The organism is Enterococcus malodoratus ATCC 43197 (assembly GCF_000407185.1).
Lineage (GTDB): Bacteria > Bacillota > Bacilli > Lactobacillales > Enterococcaceae > Enterococcus_A > Enterococcus_A malodoratus.
Genome location: NZ_KE136483.1, coordinates 132,138 through 150,926, shown reverse-complemented (window position 1 = coordinate 150,926; position 18,789 = coordinate 132,138). Strand labels below are relative to the sequence as shown.

The 18,789-nt window shown below is 40.7% G+C and carries 17 protein-coding genes and 1 other annotated feature; of the genes, 4 read left to right on the top strand and 13 right to left on the bottom strand.

From position 1 onward, the window contains the following. Positions 1–240: 240 nt before the first annotated feature. The 9 genes from I585_RS16185 to I585_RS16150 all read right to left on the bottom strand — a co-directional run bounded on the left by I585_RS16185 (position 241) and on the right by I585_RS16150 (position 10,813). Positions 241–1,413 (bottom strand): glycoside hydrolase family 3 N-terminal domain-containing protein, encoded by a 1,173-nt coding sequence (locus tag I585_RS16185; protein WP_010740965.1) that lies wholly within the window; start codon positions 1,411–1,413, stop codon positions 241–243. Positions 1,414–1,651: 238 nt separating this feature from the next. Further along, positions 1,652–2,356, bottom strand: a complete 705-nt coding sequence (locus I585_RS16180) for a winged helix-turn-helix domain-containing protein (protein WP_010740966.1) — start codon at positions 2,354–2,356, stop codon at positions 1,652–1,654. Between the two features lie 169 nt (positions 2,357–2,525). After that, positions 2,526–3,137: a hypothetical protein gene (locus I585_RS16175; RefSeq protein WP_010740967.1), complete on the bottom strand. Its 612-nt coding sequence runs from the start codon at positions 3,135–3,137 to the stop codon at positions 2,526–2,528. Positions 3,138–3,249: 112 nt separating this feature from the next. Further along, the gene (gene trhO, locus I585_RS16170; protein WP_010740968.1) at positions 3,250–4,191 is read right to left on the bottom strand and encodes an oxygen-dependent tRNA uridine(34) hydroxylase TrhO; all 942 of its coding nucleotides are present in this window, start codon (positions 4,189–4,191) and stop codon (positions 3,250–3,252) included. 129 nt (positions 4,192–4,320) lie between these two features. Next, complete coding sequence (locus I585_RS16165; RefSeq protein WP_010740969.1) at positions 4,321–5,424, bottom strand: 5-methyltetrahydropteroyltriglutamate--homocysteine S-methyltransferase; 1,104 nt, start codon at positions 5,422–5,424, stop codon at positions 4,321–4,323. A gap of 272 nt (positions 5,425–5,696) precedes the next feature. After that, positions 5,697–5,938, bottom strand: a binding site (T-box leader). A gap of 224 nt (positions 5,939–6,162) precedes the next feature. Next, complete coding sequence (locus I585_RS16160; RefSeq protein WP_010740970.1) at positions 6,163–7,017, bottom strand: PTS sugar transporter subunit IIC; 855 nt, start codon at positions 7,015–7,017, stop codon at positions 6,163–6,165. Positions 7,018–7,043: 26 nt separating this feature from the next. Continuing rightward, positions 7,044–7,472 (bottom strand): PTS transporter subunit EIIC, encoded by a 429-nt coding sequence (locus I585_RS23890; protein ID WP_010740971.1) that lies wholly within the window; start codon positions 7,470–7,472, stop codon positions 7,044–7,046. A gap of 4 nt (positions 7,473–7,476) precedes the next feature. Continuing rightward, positions 7,477–9,858: a glycoside hydrolase family 9 protein gene (locus tag I585_RS16155; protein WP_010740972.1), complete on the bottom strand. Its 2,382-nt coding sequence runs from the start codon at positions 9,856–9,858 to the stop codon at positions 7,477–7,479. Continuing rightward, on the bottom strand, positions 9,851–10,813 hold the full coding sequence (locus I585_RS16150) for an ROK family protein (protein ID WP_010740973.1): 963 nt from the start codon (positions 10,811–10,813) through the stop codon (positions 9,851–9,853). Before I585_RS16150 ends, I585_RS16155 begins: the two co-directional genes overlap by 8 nt. A 182-nt stretch (positions 10,814–10,995) precedes the next feature. On the opposite strand from I585_RS16150, the gene I585_RS16145 reads away from it, so the two are divergent. From I585_RS16145 to I585_RS16135, 3 genes are read left to right on the top strand one after another with little or no spacing between them, the layout of a single operon-like run. Further along, positions 10,996–12,054 carry a LacI family DNA-binding transcriptional regulator gene (locus I585_RS16145; RefSeq protein ID WP_010740974.1) on the top strand — a complete coding sequence of 353 codons (1,059 nt, stop codon included), beginning with the start codon at positions 10,996–10,998 and terminating at the stop codon, positions 12,052–12,054. Beyond that, positions 12,055–12,861 carry a Cof-type HAD-IIB family hydrolase gene (locus tag I585_RS16140; protein ID WP_010740975.1) on the top strand — a complete coding sequence of 269 codons (807 nt, stop codon included), beginning with the start codon at positions 12,055–12,057 and terminating at the stop codon, positions 12,859–12,861. Positions 12,862–12,880: 19 nt separating this feature from the next. Then, positions 12,881–13,981 carry an SIS domain-containing protein gene (locus I585_RS16135; protein WP_010740976.1) on the top strand — a complete coding sequence of 367 codons (1,101 nt, stop codon included), beginning with the start codon at positions 12,881–12,883 and terminating at the stop codon, positions 13,979–13,981. A 106-nt stretch (positions 13,982–14,087) separates the two neighbouring features. Here I585_RS16135 and I585_RS16130 read toward each other — a convergent pair whose 3' ends face one another. The 3 genes from I585_RS16130 to I585_RS16120 form a co-directional block, all read right to left on the bottom strand. Beyond that, a complete protein-coding gene (locus I585_RS16130) occupies positions 14,088–14,552 on the bottom strand; it encodes a PTS sugar transporter subunit IIA (protein WP_010740977.1) in 465 nt (154 codons plus the stop codon). Between the two features lie 23 nt (positions 14,553–14,575). Continuing rightward, positions 14,576–16,078: a PTS transporter subunit EIIC gene (locus I585_RS16125; RefSeq protein ID WP_010740978.1), complete on the bottom strand. Its 1,503-nt coding sequence runs from the start codon at positions 16,076–16,078 to the stop codon at positions 14,576–14,578. 62 nt (positions 16,079–16,140) lie between these two features. Continuing rightward, complete coding sequence (locus I585_RS16120) at positions 16,141–16,830, bottom strand: N-acetylmannosamine-6-phosphate 2-epimerase (protein WP_010740979.1); 690 nt, start codon at positions 16,828–16,830, stop codon at positions 16,141–16,143. A 146-nt stretch (positions 16,831–16,976) separates the two neighbouring features. Between I585_RS16120 and I585_RS16115 the strand changes: the two genes are divergently transcribed. Continuing rightward, the gene (locus I585_RS16115) at positions 16,977–17,795 is read left to right on the top strand and encodes a MurR/RpiR family transcriptional regulator (protein WP_010740980.1); all 819 of its coding nucleotides are present in this window, start codon (positions 16,977–16,979) and stop codon (positions 17,793–17,795) included. Positions 17,796–17,861: 66 nt separating this feature from the next. On the opposite strand, the gene I585_RS22730 is transcribed toward I585_RS16115, so the two are convergent. Then, positions 17,862–18,557: a winged helix-turn-helix domain-containing protein gene (locus I585_RS22730; RefSeq protein ID WP_010740981.1), complete on the bottom strand. Its 696-nt coding sequence runs from the start codon at positions 18,555–18,557 to the stop codon at positions 17,862–17,864. Between the last annotated feature and the right edge of the window lie 232 nt (positions 18,558–18,789).

Genomic DNA, 18,789 nt, shown 5'->3' with positions numbered 1-18,789 from the left:
ATAGCTGATTTAGACTCATTGGTCAGCCACCATATCAATGCAAACTGAACGGCGGAACTTCCAATCAAAGAAACCGTCTGTCCAGATAAAATCGTTAAATATTTTTTTCTCCATTGTTGTTTTTCCATAATTGCTCCTTTGTTTGCCGTTTGAACAAACAAGAAGTTCGTCAAACGTTGATTATTTGGCGATTCGTTCAATTCTCAAACGCATAGAAGCACACATAAAAAATCCTCCTTTTTATTTGATTAACCCTAATTCGATTTTCCACATCAACAGATGTTCCACAGATTGATTCAATTGTTGTTCACTGTACTCGCCTTTTTTGATAGCCTCCAATATATAAGGAATTTGGGTACTGTAGCTTGAAGATAAAATCATATCGTTTCCCGCTTGCAAAGCCTGCAAACCTGCCTCCTCTTGGGAAGTAAAGTTTGCCAATCCTGCCATATCCATATCATCAGTCATGATTACTCCTGTAAAACCTAATTCATTGCGAATCACGTCATGGACTGGTTTCGAGATTGATGCCGGACGTTCACCATCAATAGCCTGTACAATATTGTGTGACACCATAATGCTATCGGCTCCGGCTTTGATCCCTGCTTCAAATGGTAAAAAGTCATTTTTCCGTAATTCGTCTATCGAACGATTATCCGTCACGATCTCCACATGCGAGTCGCGATTATTGCCATAACCAGGAAAATGCTTCAACGTAGAACCAAGCTTTTGTTTCTTCATTTCTTCAACAGTCAATTTTACATAATGACTTGTGCCGGCTGCATCCATGCCAATCGTTCGATCATAAATAAAGGATTGGGGATCTGTCGAGACATCCGCATCGGGAAACATCCCCAGCTGAATACCTAACTCGCCAAAAACTTGGGCTTTGCGATCAATCTCTTGGGTAACTCCATCCCAACCATTTTTTTGATACGAGGTTTGAGGACTTTCAAAAGCCGGAGAAACGATTTGATTTCTGCTTAATCGGCTAACCGTTCCGCCTTCCTCATCTGATCCAATAAACATGGGAATCTTACTGGTCTCTTGATAGCTTGTAATTGCCTGTTTAATCTCACTTTGGCCTTTCCCCTCCATATCGCGGTCAAAAAGTAAATATCCGCCTAAATGATAGGTCTGGATATCCGCTGTTTGGTTTTGCTCTGGTACACGGGCCATGAATAATTGCCCGACTTTTTCTTCCAAAGTCATTTCTTTCATCACTTTATCCATCTTTTCCTTTGCAGTCATTTCTTCTTTTTTTGACTCAGTTATCTGCTTCTCTTCTTTTGTCGATTCAGTCGATTTGGCTGATTCGCTAGTTGTTGACGTTTTGTTGTCAGAACTTCCACAGGCAGTTAATAGGAAAACTGCTGATAGCATCAGCAGACTCCATAAAATGCTTTTTTTCACTTCTACTCGCTCCTTATTTGGAATGACACACTAATAATAAAAATCGGCTCAATTCAAATTACTTCTATCATTCCGCTATACATATCAGCGTGGACCTCAATTTATTGAACTTTACAATGACCTGCTGACAGTACTTACGGTTCATTTTATCATAGCCTATGAAAAGAAAGCATCGTTTCGATTTTTTCCAAAAAAAAATTCCGAGAAAAAGCATAAATGCCTTTTCTCGGTATTACATTTATTTGTTTTGGACAGTTGCATCTTTTCGAACACGATACCCTTTGCCCCAAATTGTTTGAATGACTTCTTGATCTACTTCTAAAACCTCTAATTTCAGTTTGATATTTTTGACTAAAGAAGAAAGCTGAGCTAATCGGGATTGAGAAACATTTCCCCACAAAGCTTTACACAGTTCATCACGTGAGACAATCTCGCCTGGATGGCTGCGTAATTTTTCTAGAACCTGCAGCTCAAGTGAAGATAAGTTAATCAATGTCATCGCTGAGATGCCCTGATTCTCTTCTGCCACTGGGCATTCTTCTGCTGCAACAGGTACAAATGACCTGCCTTTATATTGCGCAGCCACCTCTGCCAATTGCTCCCGCAGCAATTCAACCGAGTCGCTATTCTGCACAACCCCACTTATCCCGTGTTCATTCAATACCGCTCGTTCATCCTCAGTGAGAAAATGATCAACCTCTCGTAAGATACTTTGACCACGATCCCTCAATTTTGGCAGCATCAGTTCCATCTCATAGCTTGAGATCGTTTCGCCGATAATGATGATCGGAAAATGATTTACCAAATCAGGAACACGATCATCCATTTGAATTTCATCCAAAATACTGGTAGAACAAAAAACCTCATAATTTAAATGTTGCAATTTATTAGTTATAATTTCTTCCGCTAGGATATTTTTTGTTAAAACTAAAACTCGAACCATCAATCCGACCTCATTTTCTACTCAATAATGATTATGAATAAAATATAACTTAAATTTAAGCAAATAAAAGGTCTTTTTTTAGATGATACTAAATAAAATTATGAACATTCCTAACTATTTCGTTTTTTTAAATTTGGAATAAAGAAAAACCGTGATTTGTTATCACGGTTTAGGCAGTTACTTTACTTAATTCTTTTTCTTGTTTAACGGCTTTTTCAAAAATTGGCAGGTTGAATTGCTTATACAATGCCCCCGCTACAAAGTATGCAATGTTGAAATCAACCAGACTATGAACTAGTCCACCAATGCCCATCAGAATGAAAACCGTATACAAATATCCTTGTGAATAGAAGGTATCCGGCATATTCCCCATGAAGTAAAAGGCTGATACAACAAGCATTTCAGCAACTGCATGAATGATTCCAATGATTAAGTTAAAAATTTGGAATCGACCGTTTGCTAAAGTAAATTTTCCATTTTTCAATACAAGTTCGGGATGCTTTTGCAGATATTTTGCTCCGATTACTGCAAAAATCAAATGAGAAAATGCTCGCAATGCAATGATTGGCGTCGTCGAAATGAAGAATCCGAATGTCGTTCCTAAGACGACTGCAATTGCTACTAATGGCGAAAAGAACATCGCGATGAACACAGGTACATGGCTCGCAAGAGTGAAAGATGCCGGCCCAATCACGATCTTAGGCATAACCATCGGGATCAAAATTCCTAACCCAATCAATAATGCTGAGATCGTTAAATTTCTAACAGAACTATTTTTCATTTTATTCTCTTATCCTCCTTGATATGTCAAGACACTTAATTCGCTCTTTAGTTTAGTTCAAAACCTTAGAGGTGTCAAGACAGATAAGGTGGGAATTTTTTGAAAAGTTTCACTATTTACCGATCAAACTTAAACGTTCATTTCGTTCCTCCACTGTTAAGTGGTGTTTTTTCACATAACGATTATTTATTTTTTTTGCACATGCAATTGAGCATGCTCCCAAGTATTTTTCCTCATTTTTTTCGGAAACTAGTATTTGACGATTGCATTCGGGATTACTACAATTGATATATCGTTCGCAAGGAGTCCCATCAAACCATTCTTTCCCGATGACCTGTTTGTCGACTTGGTTAATCTCTACACTGATTCGTTCATCAAAAACATACATCTTGCCATCCCACAATTCACCACGTGTCGTTTCATCTTTGCCATAAGCCGCGATTCCCCCGTGAAGCTGTGCAACATCATCAAATCCTTCTCGCAATAACCAGCCAGAAAATTTTTCGCAACGAATTCCGCCTGTACAGTATGTCACAATTTTTTTATCCATAAACTGTTCTTTATTCTCACGAATCCACGTTGGCAGTTCACGGAAATTATGAATTTCCGGACGAATGGCTCCACGAAAATGTCCCAAATCATATTCATAATCATTACGGGCATCAATGACTACTGTATCCTCGTCCAACAAAGCTTCGCGAAACGCATGCGGCTCCAGATAATTTCCAGTCAATTGTCGTGGATCAACATCTTCCTCTAAATGCAGAGCCACCAATTCTGTTCGTGGACGAACAAATAATTTTTTAAAGGCATGCCCTTCACTTTCATCCATTTTGAAGTATGTATCTTTAAACCGGTCATCCGCCAACATCACTTCCATATAGCGATCCGTCGCTTCCTTTGTTCCTGAAAGTGTGCCGTTGATTCCTTCCGGTGCAACTAAAACCCGACCCTTGATCCCTAAGTCTTGACAAAAAGCGAGATGCTCTTTCGCAAAAACCTCCGGGTCTTCGATTTTTGTATAGTTATAGTAAAGCAATACACGATAATCCATGATGATTCCTCCAGTTTCTTTGATTCTTTACTACTATAGGAGATGGAAACCGTTTTTTCGAACTTGATGCTTGTGGAATTTTTTACAAGAAAAAAATCCTCCTGTAAATTTCTACAAGAGGATAAAGAATTAATCTTTCCAAACTTCTTTAGCTGTTTCAATCACTAAGTTTAATTTTGCCCATTGGTCTTCTTCAGTTACTTTGTTGCCTTCATGTGTAGAGGAAAAACCGCATTGCGGACTTAAACATAGTTGTTCTAGCGGAACAAACTTCGCAGCTTCCTTGATACGAGACTTCAATGTTTCTTTATCTTCTAAGTCAGGTGTTTTTGTAGTTACCAGTCCCAAAACGATTCGTTGATCCTGAATATTTTTCAGCGGCTCAAAGCTACCTGAACGCTCATCATCAAATTCCAAGAAAAAGCCATTGAATTGAGTTATCGATAATAGGCGTTCAGCGATTTTATCGTATGAACCATTATAAAGCCAATGAGACTGAAAGTTCCCTTTACAGAAGTGGAAGGTTACTGATAAATCGGACGGCTTATTGGCAAGAACCGCTTCGGTGATATCACCAAATTCTTGGATCAATTCATCTGGGTCATAACCATTGTTAGCGATCATTCCTCGGAATCGTTCATCGAAGAGTCCACCCCAACTCGTATCATCTAATTGCAAGTAACGACAGCCAGCATCATAAAATGCTTGGATGGCTGCTTGATAAGTCGTGATTAGATCTTGAATGAACTCCTTTTTATCCTCATAGACAGGATTCTCATGATATTGCTTCGACAAAATAAATGAATCCAAATAAATCATATTCGGTCCTGGAATCGTTTGTTTCGCGACCACATCCCCAGCTTGTTCGTTGGTAAATTTGAAATGATCTAAAAATGGATGTGCAGGATTAAATGCCAGCGGACCGCTAACAAAAGTACCTTGTGCCTCAGTCGTGATCCCGAAAGCCGTCGTTTCAAAATCATAAACGGTAATACCGTTAAGTCCAGCAATAAAATCCAAGTGCCACCAACGGCGACGGAATTCACCATCAGTCACTGCTTGCAGACCGATTTGCTTTTGTTTTTGGATAACTTTGATAATTTCTTCATCTTCAACTTTGGTTAATGCTTCTTTTGTGATTGTTCCCTGTTTGAACTCCTCACGAGCCTTTTTTAACCTCTCAGGCCGCAATAAACTACCTACTTGATCAAACCGAAATGGAATCTTACTCATAAAATCCTCTCCCTTTTTTACTATATTTTTTCAGAATAATTCTGATTTGTTAACGTAATGAATTCGACTAAAATCTCATATAATACTGTCCGACTATTTTCTTTACGCAATAAAAGGACTGTTAAAAGTCGGACTGACAGCTAACTCATTAATAAATGGATGAATTTTTCTAACGTAAAAATTCAGGCAATTTTCGTACGCATACGATTCCACTAACCTGCTAAAGCTGGAAGTGGAACTCGCAAAAAAGCCCTTAGACAGCTGAATAGCTATCTAAGGGCATAATTGATATACGTTACCACCTTGATTCGCAGCTTCCTCACGGTTGCTGCCTCGATAAGTACCCCATCGCTGGGAGACTTCTGTTGTTTAACGGAACATTCCGTATCTTCTTAATTAGTCAGAAGATCCACTTAAAAGCCATTTTCAACATAACTCTTTTCTGTCTCTTTTCAGCTGCCGAGACTCTCTGGAAGAAAAGCTTTATCTCTACTTTCTTTCTCATAGTGTTTTAATATTAATCTAAGTTAAGAATAGCGGTCAGTCCTTCGTTTGTCAAACCCTTTTTTGAAGTAAAGGTAAATCTACTATTTAAAAATTTTCTACCTCTTTACCTTGAGTGAAAAAGATATGACTTCCAAACTCGTCTTGTTTTTCACCGGAATACTTTTACTATCCATCAGTTTTATTCTTTCAAAAAGAAGAGCGTAACAGAAATCAATTCTGTTACGCTCTTTGCTAGACATTTTCTTCCATCTTGTTTGAAATCAAGACGAATGGCATGTAGATAAATACACCCGCCACGATAATCACTAGCTGTAGAATCGCCGCTCGGATATCGCCCGCAGTTGCCAAATAGCCTGAAAGCACTGGTGGGGTTACCCAAGGAATCAAAATGTAAGTTGGGTTCACCAATTGCAGACTTGTTGCAAGATAGGCCAGCATTGTTGAAACCATCGGCACGATACAGAATGGGATCGCATAAACTGGATTGAAGACGATCGGCAAGCCGAACATGATCGGTTCACTAATATTGAACAAGTTTGAAACCCCACCCAATTTTGCGATCATACGCTGATCTTCCCGTTTTGAAAAAATCAGTAAGGCAATCACTAAACAGATCATCGTTCCGCCACCGCCCATATAGACATACGCATCTAAGAATGGTTGGGTCACGATATTGGGTGCAGCAGAACCTGCATTGATTGCTTCTACATTTTGCTGCAAGGAAGTTAAAAGAATTGGACCTGAGATCGCACCAAAGACAAAGGCACCATGAATACCAAAGATAAAGACAAAGGTTGATAAGAATACATACAATAAAATACCTGGCAATGTCTGGAAGCCGCCAACTAATGGCGCCTGCAAAATATTGATAATGATTTCTGGAATCGTCAACCCAGTTGCTGTACGCAAGCCAACTTCAACGATTGCAAATACGCTGATCGTTAACACGGTCGGGATCAAGCTATTGAAAGATTTCGCGATTGCTGGCGGAACACTGTCTGGCATTTTGATCTTCAACCGTGAATTATTCGTCAATTTTACCACCATCGGTACACTCACTAGCGCGGCGATGATTCCTAATAGCATTGCTGAAGCACTGGTATAAGTTTGTGTTAATGCTCCCGCAGTTTCAAAGGTTTGTCCGTTGGCCCCGTTATATTGATCACATTAGGAACTAATACGACATAAGAAGCTAGTGCAACAATTCCTTCAAGCGCGCCATCGGCATCATAAGAACGAGCCAAGCGTAACCCGATTAAGAACGTGACCATCAATCCTAAAATTCCTAAAGTACCATTGTAAGCTTGGACACAAATCTCAGAGATTATTGCACGACCTGGAATCCCACGCAAAAGTCCCGTCTTTTCTGTCAGCAAAACATTGTTTATCAACAAAAAGAATGCGGCGGTGATGGTGATCGGAATGGTACTGGCAAACGCGTCTCGAATCGCGGCAATAAAACGATTACTAGCCAGCTTGTTCGCATAATAAGCTACTTTTTCTCCTAAAGCCTCTTTGTTGAATGTGCCATCTTTCATCATTGTTTTAATCTCCCTTATTTTCAGATTTAATTAAATCAGCTACTAATGACAACCACTTGCCTGCAACACCAACCCACACTTCTTTATACGTCGCATTATTGAACTGAGGCCAATAAGGTTGATCCTCGTTGCCAAATGTCTGCATCCCAACAGGCATCTCACCTGTGATTTCTCCAGAAGAAACCGAGTATTGCTGCGGATAATTGTATCCTTCGCCATAGATCATAGATTGTCCAAACGGATTTTTCCCGACCATCCATTGGAGTTGTTGATGAGCTTTGTCCAGCAGTGTTCGGCGATCCAGTATGCGTCCCATCACAGCGGCGCTTTTTCCCATCGAAAGTAAGATGCCATTATTGCCGCGGAAAGAGAACCATACAGGGAAACGTTTGATATATAATCCTTCACCAACTTTTATCCCCTGTTTTAACTGCTCCTGATAACTCGTTTCTGCTTCGTCATCTACTAATAAATGCTGTTTATAGAAACTTTCTTTATCCTGCCATTCGTCTTCGTGATAAATTCCGCTGGCATACATTGGATATGGATCGGTAAATTGACCCAAATAGTCCAAATAATCGGCGTAGTTATTTGCCTGGATAAGCCACTCATCGCCTTTTTCACGTTTTGGCGAAGCCGCCAAAACCTCTTCAAAAGCTAAAGCATACAAATGTTCCCGAGCTTGATGATTGAAATGCTGAAAGACCTTATGCGTTTCATCCCGATAAAACATCCCATTAAGAAGAGTGCCATCTGATAACTCAAGACCGGCTTGTTCTTGGCAAGAAAGCAAACCATCAAACCATTCCGTCATCTGTTCTCGATAATCTTCCTCTTCCGTCAACTGATACATTAGAGCAGCCGTCCATGCCATCGTCGCTAAGAAAGTACTCTTTGACGTATTATAGGTATGCTCCCAAAAAATCGGCTCATGCTTAAATCCCGTTTTTTGAAATCCAGCCAAAGCATAGTGATAATCTTCTTTTACTACTTGCATCAACTGTGCTTTCATCGCGTAATCTTGCGGTAAGGATTTGATGATCTTCGCCAAAAGTCCCGTGATCAAGAAATTGTCATAAGGACTGTTGTGAATTCGCGGTACGGCATCATCCATCGTGCCGATACGATTGTCAGTCCAGCGAGTAATACCGGCGCTAGTCACCCGATATCCTTCATCCAGACGCGTCTTCAAAATAAAATCAATTCCCCACTCGCCCTCTTCAATTAACCGCAGATACAGATCCGGCTGATCCTTAACCGTTTCCGCTGTTTCAAATAAACTGCTGGTCACCTCGGCCGTTTGAACTAATTGCTGTGAAAGGTCGCCCGCATCATGCCAACCACCATTAAAACTGACTAACGAACCTTTATATTCCACGGTTAAGTCTTCATGGCACGTTCCATGAATCCCATGGACTGGACAACCGCAGCGTTCACAGAAAATAAAGTTCAACGACTTCCAAATTGAATCGAATTTTAAGGTCGAAACTTTTCCGATCTGGAAATCTGGCGTTTTAATATCATCTATTTGCAGATAATAGCTGCCTGGCTCAGTGATAGCTGAAAAATCCAACAGCCCAAAGGTGCCATTTGCTGTTGATGCTTTTTGAATTTCTGCTTGAAATACAACTTGATCGGCCCTTTTTAGTTCAAAAGTTGTCGCTGTAAAATCTTCGTGGTTGATAATTGCTGTTTTGGAATAATCGGGATGATAGCCGATATGTGAAAAAATGATTTCCTTACTTGGTACTTGCCACCCCTTAGCAGAGGTACTGTGCAGATTTTTCTCTAAAAATAGTTTGCTGATAGTATAGCTGAGCCGACCTTTCAAATTCATATAAGAACCATTTGCTCCGCTAAAAATACGAATGCCGGTTACCACGTCTCTTGGCAAATTACTGATGTCCAAGACATACGTGTGCTGTTCCTGTCCTTCTAAATTAATGACATGCGTTCCTTCACGATTATAGATATCCGGAATTTTGATCTCCCCGTCATTTTCCAATGTGATCGTGATATTCGGATTAACCGCATTGAGACAGTCAGCCGAGACATCCAGCTTGATTTGAGTAAATTCTGTCCAGTCTTCTTTTTGAATTGGCAGATACGCCCCGACCTCACCGAAATTAATATAGTCTCCATCCTCTGCTGCACCTTCAGGCCAAGTATCATAACGAGCAGCACTCAACAAAGTGACGGTTTCCTCGGTTTTTTTGATCTCACCTCGTCCGCGATGCTGCCAATTTTCAAAGCTGTTAGTCAACCGTCGACGGCTCGCTATCACTTCTTTTTCTAATTGCTGTTTTTCAAATGAACGATCATTGTCCAATGGCAACGGTCGATGAATATAGCCTGTCGCCTTTACCGCTTGTTTAAAATCATGCATAAGTTTTCACTCCTTTCTCCATAATAAATGCTAATGTTGCAGCGCCTTTTAGGGCCACTTCATTCGGGTCAAGTGCCGTCACACGCATACCTTTCGTTACAAAGCGGATCGTTTTCGCATTTAGAAACGTTACCAAATGATTCAAAAACCAGCCGTCATTCATTACACCGCCGCCAAAAATGACTGCTTCTGGATCGCTTACTCGAATCAAATTCATCGTTAATGCCGCCACCGCGCGCAATGATTGATCCACAACTTTTTTAGCTAGCGGATCATTTGCTTCGTAGGCTGTGATCAGCTCTTGAAAGCTTACACGTCTGTCCTCTTCGATCGTTAAAATCGTATCTGGGTATTCTGAGGCAAACTTCACTGTCTGGTTATGCATGCCCAAACCCGAAGAAAACAGTTCAACACAGCCTTTTCTGCCGCAACTGCAAAGATCATCGCTCATCATGTCCACGACCATATGACCTACCTCGCCAGCATTAAAATTTCCACCCTTGATCACATGATTATCAGCGACCACACGGGCAGCAATGCCTGTTCCAATATTGATATACACAAAGTTTCCTGTTTCCTGACCGATGCCTAAGATACTTTCTGTTAAAGCCGCTCCGGATACATCATTTGTAAGCCAGCACGGAAGCTGAAAAGCTTGGGTGATTTCCTCAGCTAAAAAGATCGGATCAGAAAGACTCGGATGAATCTCCAGCCATTCTCCTTGCTCCGTATTTACCCGACCTACGACACAAATACCGATTCCGATTAAATCGCCATGAATGACATGCTGTTGTAAGTAACTTCTAATTGCTGTTTTTATTTTTTCTGCTGCACTTCGCTGATCGACTACTGTTGATGGGTATTTCTCACTCGCGAGAATCTCCCCAGCAGGCATGACCTCACCAACTAATATCTTGGTTCCGCCTAGATCAACTGCTAAAACCGTTTGTGTCATTCTACACCTCAAATTCTGGTAACGTTACCAAATAGAAATAATATGTTTCCGTTTTCAAGAGTCATAATACCCTGTGAGTATTCTTGCTGTCAACAGTTTTTTGGACATTTAGAAACGTTACCAAAAATATCTTGCTTTTTTTTCACTCCTCCCCTAAACTAATTTCTAGGAGGCGCTCTCTCATGAAAAAGACAATAACAATTAAAGAAATTGCAAAAGAAAGCGGTGTGTCTGTTTCGACAGTTTCCCGCGTTTTGAATAATCACCCTTCCGTTTCACCTGCTAAACGGGCCAAGGTCCAAGCAGTGATTGAAAAAGAAGGTTTCCAACCAAGTATGTTGGCTCGCGGCATGATTTCCAATAAAACGAAAACCCTTGCAGTAGTTGTTTCGGATATCACCAACCCTTACTTTACTTCATTGGTTTCTGAAATCGAGCTGGCTAGTTTTGAACAAAACTATTCCCTTTTACTTTTTAATACTATGACTGCTGGCCGTCAAAAAAAAGCAGACAGCAGTTTCGCTGAACGAGATACCTTCAATACGATTTTTGAGAAGAAGGTCGATGGCGTACTGATTCTCGGGGGAGAAATCGATCGAGATGAACCAAATCCAGAATATCTGCATACACTTGAACAGCTGAACAGCCAAGTACCTGTCCTGATTATTGGACAAAAGCAAGAAAACTGCAGCTACGTCTTTATCGAACGGGATTTAGAAAAAGGTGTCTTTCTTTCTGTGCAGCATCTGTTGGCTCTTGGTCACCGAAGCATTGGTTTTATCGGCGGGGAGCCTAGCGTCAAAATAACGACGCAAAGAGTTCAAGCTTTCGAGAAAGTGATTTCCTTGTACAGTACCTTTGATCCGTCACTGATTCTTCTAAGTGATTTTTATACAGAAGATGGCTATCAAAATATGGATACACTCATCAAACAAGGTCCACTTCCCGATGCGGTATTAGCGATCAATGACCGAGTAGCTCTAGGTGCTTTTCGTGCCTTAGCCGATCATGGTCTATCCTGTCCAAAAGATATCGCAATCGCCAGCTGCGATGCTTTTCCTGACGGCGATTATCAGATTCCTAGAATTACGACCATCAATCAGCATAACCAGTTTCTTGGTAAATTGGCTGTTACCAATCTTTTGAAAATGATTAATGAAGAACCGTTGGATACTTTAGAAATTCATTCACCAGAATTGATTATTCGGGAATCCTGCGGTATTGGAAGGATACAAAAATAGATGGATAAACACTTAATTTTTATGGATATCGATGGCACTCTCGTTACTAAAGATCAACAGATTTCGGCTCGCACGAAGTTGGTCGTCAGTGAGCTGCAACAAGCCGGCCACCAGTTTTATGTCGCTACTGGCAGAAAATACTCTTCAGCAAGTGAAATTGCCAAACGATTGAATGAGCAGACTCAAGTGATCGCTTCAAATGGCAGCGTGTATTCGATCAATGAGACACTCCATAAGAATCGATTATCAGATGAAGCTCTTCAGTTCGTCTATCAAACAATGACCGAACATCGATTGCCGATGTTTTTCTTCGGTGAGCATACGATTTTTTATACTCAGCAGCTTCCGAGTTATCTGCAAAAAAATGATCAATCGCGGATCGGCAACACTGAAGAAGATTTTCTATTTATTGATTCATTGGAAACTTTGATGGCGGTCAGTCCTCGCATCATTAATGGGATAATCATTGCAGATGATCGGGAGGCAGAGCTTGAGATCGTCCGGAAATTTTTGGAAGAAAGTCAGCTCTTGTCCGTCTCCTCATCTCACCCGAATAATATCGAACTGATTCCTTTAGGGGTCAACAAAGCTACCGCGATCCAAGCTGTCCGAAAAAATCTGGCAGTCCCGCAAAAAAACATTATCAGTTTTGGGGATGGCTTAAACGATTTGGAAATGCTGCAGGCTTCAGGTGTCAGTGTTGCGATGGGCAATGCGGTCGACGAACTGAAACGTCACGCGAAATTTATCACGAAAACCAATGTAGAAGATGGCATCGCCAAATTTCTGCTGGATTACTTTTACTAAATATAAAGGAGACTAAACGATGTCTAAACCTACAATGTTGTCATACATTTTAGAAGAACAAGAAATATTAACGGCCGCGATCAATGCTTACCCCACGAATATCGATGCTGCTATTAATGGACTGAGCTTGGATAATGAAAACTGGCTCGTTTTAGGCACAGGTTCCAGTATCAACGCCGCGAAAAGCGCCAAATACTATATTGAAAAAATGGCAAATATAAAATTGGCGATTGAAGAGCCTTATAATTTCACTCACTACGAAAAAATTGATCCGCAGCTTCAGGTTGTTTTAGGAATTTCGCAAAGCGGTCAAAGCACATCGACCATTGAAGCAATGGACAAGATCACCAACCATCATGCCGTCCACACCATGGCGGTTACAAGTATTCCAAACAGCGAGATCACTAAAGTCACAACCTCCACATTGGATATCCTTTCAGGTCGTGAACGAGTTGGTTATGTAACAGTCGGCTTTTCTGCAACCGTTTTGGCTTTGATGTTAGTAGGTCTAAGAATCGGAGTGAAAAAAGGGCTGATCACTTCTCAGCAAGAAACTGATGAGCTGAAAGAGTTTCTAGAATTGACTAGTCGTTTTAATCACGTGATTGAACAATCAACGACATTCTTCGAGAGTCATCGGAAAGACTTTCAATTGGCTCAGCGATTTACTTCGATCGCCTATGGACCAGCGGTTGGAACTGCCAAAGAAATGGAAACCAAATTTTCTGAGACCATTCGCGTCCCTTCAACAGGCGTTGAATTAGAAGCCTTCATGCACGGGCCTTACCTAGAGCTTAACTCTGAGCATCGTTTATTTTTCATTGAGACTCCGGCAAAACCTGAGATCATTGAAAAAGCGGGACTATTGAAAGCTTACGAACAAAAGCATACTCAGCATGTCTTCACTATTTCCCTACGGTCAAATGAAGCAGAGGATGAGAATACACTAGCTTTAGGAAATTGCCCAGATGAGTTCAAAGCGCCATATTTGGCAATCGTTCCTTTCCAAGTCTTTTGCTGGTATATCTCCCGCGAAAAAGGCATTGATATCACGAATCGGATCTTTACTGATTTCTCTCAAGCGGTCAAAAGTAAGACGGCCGTTCAAGATTACGTTTAATCTCAGCCCCCTATTTGATTGGTAAAACCCTAATTTTATTACCAATCATTTAGCTATAAAAAACCGCTCAACCTTAAGAAGTTTTCTTAGGTTGAGCGGTTTAATTTTATTTTTTTAGCAACTCGCCGTGCTTCAACGACTTCTTCTCTAGTGAATCAAAGCTTTCTCCACCGTTTGTTAATAAAGTTAAGACAACGTCTGCTTTACCAGCAGTTCGAATCTGCTCAAAATCTGCGGTCACCAGCAGCGTTTTTTCATCAACCTTTTGTCCCTCGTGAACATGAACTTCAAAAGGTTTACCTGCAAGTTCCACAGTGTCTAATCCAATGTGGATCAAAACTTCTGTCCCCGAATGTCCTGTCAGCCCAATCGCATGCTTCGTTTGAAAAATAGTCGTCACCACACCTTTGACTGGTGAATAGATTTCTGTGGATGTCGGTTGAATACCGTAGCCTTCCCCCATCATTTTTTGCGAAAATACAGGATCAGCCACTTCGCTTAATGGCACGAACTGACCATCAACAGGTACAAAGAAAGCATCTGTCGTTTTCTTTTTGAATAAATCAAACATTCTTCATTCTCCAATCCTTCGTATCAATCATCGCGACCTAATAATTGATTGATTTCTTGACTATACAAATCTGCTTTTCCGCCAAATACGGCTTGAATCCCGCCTTGAACTTCAAAAACAGCGGTCGCGCCTAACCTTTTAAAGACCGGTTTCTGAATTTGATCCCCTTGCTTCACCGCAACTCTCAATCGTGTCGCACAGGCGGTGACCGTTTCAATATTTTCATCTCCGCCTAACGCTTCAATGATTTGCCACGCTTCTTCTTGCAAAGTACTTGAACCCGAATTATCGACCTCATTTAAGACGTCTTCATCATTTTCCATTCCTGGTATAGCTACACGGAATTTTTTAATAAAGAAACTGAATACAAAAAAGTAAATAAGTGCCCAAGCTATCCCAAATGGAATCACTTTTATCCAGTTTGTTTTATCATTTCCTTGTAAAACACCAAATAAAAGGAAGTCGATCAGTCCGCCAGAAAATGAGTTTCCGATGCGGATATTTAAGATATCAGCAAAATAGAATGACAGCCCATCAAGAAAAGCATGAATCACGTACAACCATGGAGCTACAAATAAGAACATATACTCAATCGGTTCGGTGATCCCAGTTAAGAAAGAAGTCAACGCACCGCTAAAATATAAGCCGCCATTTTTCTTGCGGTTTTCTTTGGGAATCGCCCGGTACATCGCATAACATGCGGCCGGCAGCCCGAACATCATTGTTGCAAATCGTCCAGCGAAGAAACGCGTTCCATATGTGAATAAGCCAGTATGACTAGAATCCGCTAATTGAGCAAAGAAAATATTTTGTGCGCCGGAAATCGATTGGCCAGCAACCGTTTCCACTCCACCTAAAGAAGTGTACCAAAACATTGGATAGATCGTATGATGCAATCCGACTGCCCCCGTCAACCGAAGCAAGAAGCCATAAAAGAATGAACCGATACTCCCCATTTGTGCCACTTGATGACCAACCACGACCAAGCCATTTTGAATCGGCGGCCAAATCAGATAGAAGACACAACCAATCGCAATTGCGCTAAACGAAGAAACGATCGGAATAAAACGTGATCCACCAAAAAATCCTAAAAATTGTGGAAGCTCGATTTTCCGATAGCGGTTATGCAAGAAAGCAACGGTTCCCCCAATGACGATTGAACCGACTACACCAGTGTCGATACTAGCGTCTTTAGCAGAGAACAATTCCAATAACCCGCTGATTGTAGCTGTATAGACTAGAAATGCGACACCCCCAGCTAAACCTGCTGTCCCTTTATCTCCTTTGGCCAAACCAACTGCGATACCGATCGCGAAAATCAATGCTAGATTAGCAAAAACAGCATTCCCGGCAAAACTCATGACGCTAAGAATCGTTTGCAGCCACGGTTGATTTAAAAATGGATAAGCAGCTACTGCACTTTCGTTCGTCAGTGCCCCGCCTAACCCCAACAGCAATCCGGCCGCCGGCAAAATAGCGATTGGCAGCATAAACGCTCGCCCTAACTGTGAAAACTTTTTAAACATTCTATTCTCCTCCTTAATTTACATGTATGACTTTCCAACTGAGTGAATTGATAAAAAAGTGACTAACTTTCTTCCTTCAACGCTTGAATAAAGCGTTCCGCAATCTCTTTAGGTCGTGTAATTGCTCCACCGACAACAACTCCTACAGCTCCTAGATCCTGTATTTTTCTGGCCTCTGCTGGTGTATGAATTTGTCCTTCGGCAATAACCGATACGCCTTCATCCACCAAAGCCTTTACCAACTCAGCATTCGATGTTGCATCTGCTTTGGTGTAGCCCCTCAAAGTCGTCCCTACAAAGTCCATTCCGGCTTGCCAAGCATTGATTCCCTCGTCAAAAGTCGCGATATCAGCCATAAATAATTGCTCTGGGTATTTTTCTTTGATTTGTTTGATAAATTGATTGACTGACTGATTATCCGGACGTTGACGCAAAGTACAATCTAGCGCAATAACCTCGACGCCGGTTTCCATCAATGCATCGACTTCTTTCATTGTTGCCGTGATAAACACATCCGACTCAGGATACGTCTGCTTGATGATTCCTATGATAGGTAAATCAACCTTTTCTTTAATTCGCAGAATGTCTCTCACTGTATTGGCACGAATGCCAACCGCACCCGCTTCTTTTGCTGCTAGCGCCATTAAAGGCATGATCCCTCCTTCCATTGTATATAACGGTTCGCCTGGCAACGCTTGGCAAGAAACAATTAAGCCGCCTGAAACAGCGCGCAAAAACTCTTTTTTATTCACGCTCCATTTTCACTCCATTCATAAATATTTTTGGATTATTACTCCAAAAATATAGCATGCGCTTTCACAAATGTAAATAGAAAATGAAAAAAAAGTTTTTTTGACGTATAATTTGAATTGACAATGCATTGACTAAAGGAGAAAGAATGGCTATTACTTATACGATCCAAGAAAACTACTCAACTCTGACAAAATCAGAAAAAAAAATCGCTGACTACATTTTGTCCAGCGGTGAAAAAATCGTGCACAGTACCATGAGCGACATTAGAGAAGCGACGAAGGTCGGCGACGGAACCATTATTCGCTTTTGCCAAAAAATTGGTTTCTCAGGTTTTTCTGATTTGAAAATCGCGATCGCCAAAGAGGATTTCAGCAAACAGCAGGAAGACTCGCAGGAATCCGACCTTTTTGATAAACGGACGAAAACGATCAACAATGCGTTAAAAACGACGAATCAGCGTCTGGATAGCGAAAAACTTCAACAGGCGGTCCAATTGATCACAAATGCTAATCAAATCTACATCTTTGGTGTAGGCTCCAGCGGCAATACCGGCAATGATCTCGAAGCTATGCTGCTGCGTGTTGGTGTTCAATCTCGTGCAGTGATCGATCCACATTTTCAAGCACAGATTGCCTCTTTGTTAACAGAAAAAGATTTGGTTATCGGATTTTCATTATCAGGCAGAACCAAAGATACCTATGATTCAATGGATATCGCAAAGAAAAATAAGGCCAAGGTAATTGCTATTACAAATTATCAGCTATCACCAATCGCGCAACTAGCCGATATTGTGCTGCAAACCGCCATTGAAGAGTTCCTAGACGGTGCTTCCTTGGCAGGAAAAATCTCTCAATTGTACCTGTGCGACTTGCTTGTTCAGCGATACGAAATTGAAAATAATGTAAATTCCATTGAATTAAGAGAAACTGTTTTACGTTCTATTTTGGATAAGAGTTTGGATTAATTAGTTCTTTTTTTTAATAATAATACGAGAAGGTATTTTTTTACTATGAAAACTTCATCAGTTCATTCAATATTTGGACGATACTTTTCTTAAATGATCGCTATCCAATAGATACCCTTTGCCCCACAATGTTCGAACACAGGAGCTGTCTAAGTTGGCATCGTCCATTTTTTTCTTGATTTTCTTTATCAGTAGCGATAATTGCGACTGATTAGAACTTGTTGGTTCTGTTTGCCAAATTCTTTGGCATAGTTCTTTCCGTGAAAGAACCTGTCCACTCGATTCCATCAGCTCATGCAACACTTTTCGTTCTTGTCCAGTCAGGGTCAACTGACTCAAAAGATTTGTCTCACCTGAAAACGAGGAATGCGAACGATTGACTCCATCTACATGTATCTCTCCTTCTAAACTTAGAGCCTCTCTGATCATTTCCAAAGTAGCCTGTTCGGACAAATGATAATGGATTCCCTGTTTGACTTTCTTGCTCAACTCTTCTTCTACTGGATGATTTTCAACCATTTGTATGACGATTGAATTGTGTCCTTTTATTCTTTCTAATAGTTCAATCACTTCTTTGTTAGGTATCGTATTACTTAACAGAATAATCTGAAACTTTTGTAAGAAGTCAATGGAAAGCTCTCGATTCTTCAACATATCCAGTAAACTCGCACTACAAAAGACCTCATATCCTAATTTTCTTATAATTTTTTCACTCTGCAATCCTGCATAAGGACATTTTGTTAATAAAAGAATTCGAAACATTTTGTCACCTCTTTCTTATTTACTGCTGCCTTCCTATGTATAAGGATGCTTACTCACGTAAACATCCCTTGGTTATTTAGACAAGAAGTAATTTATTTGGTTCTACTAATTGAAATAGAACATTACTGTCGCTATCAACGCACAAAGAGTAAACCACAATCTACAAGCAAAACAAGCGGTCTTTGCTGCTCTACTTAGCGACGACTATCTTTAATATAGAAGGTAATAAAAT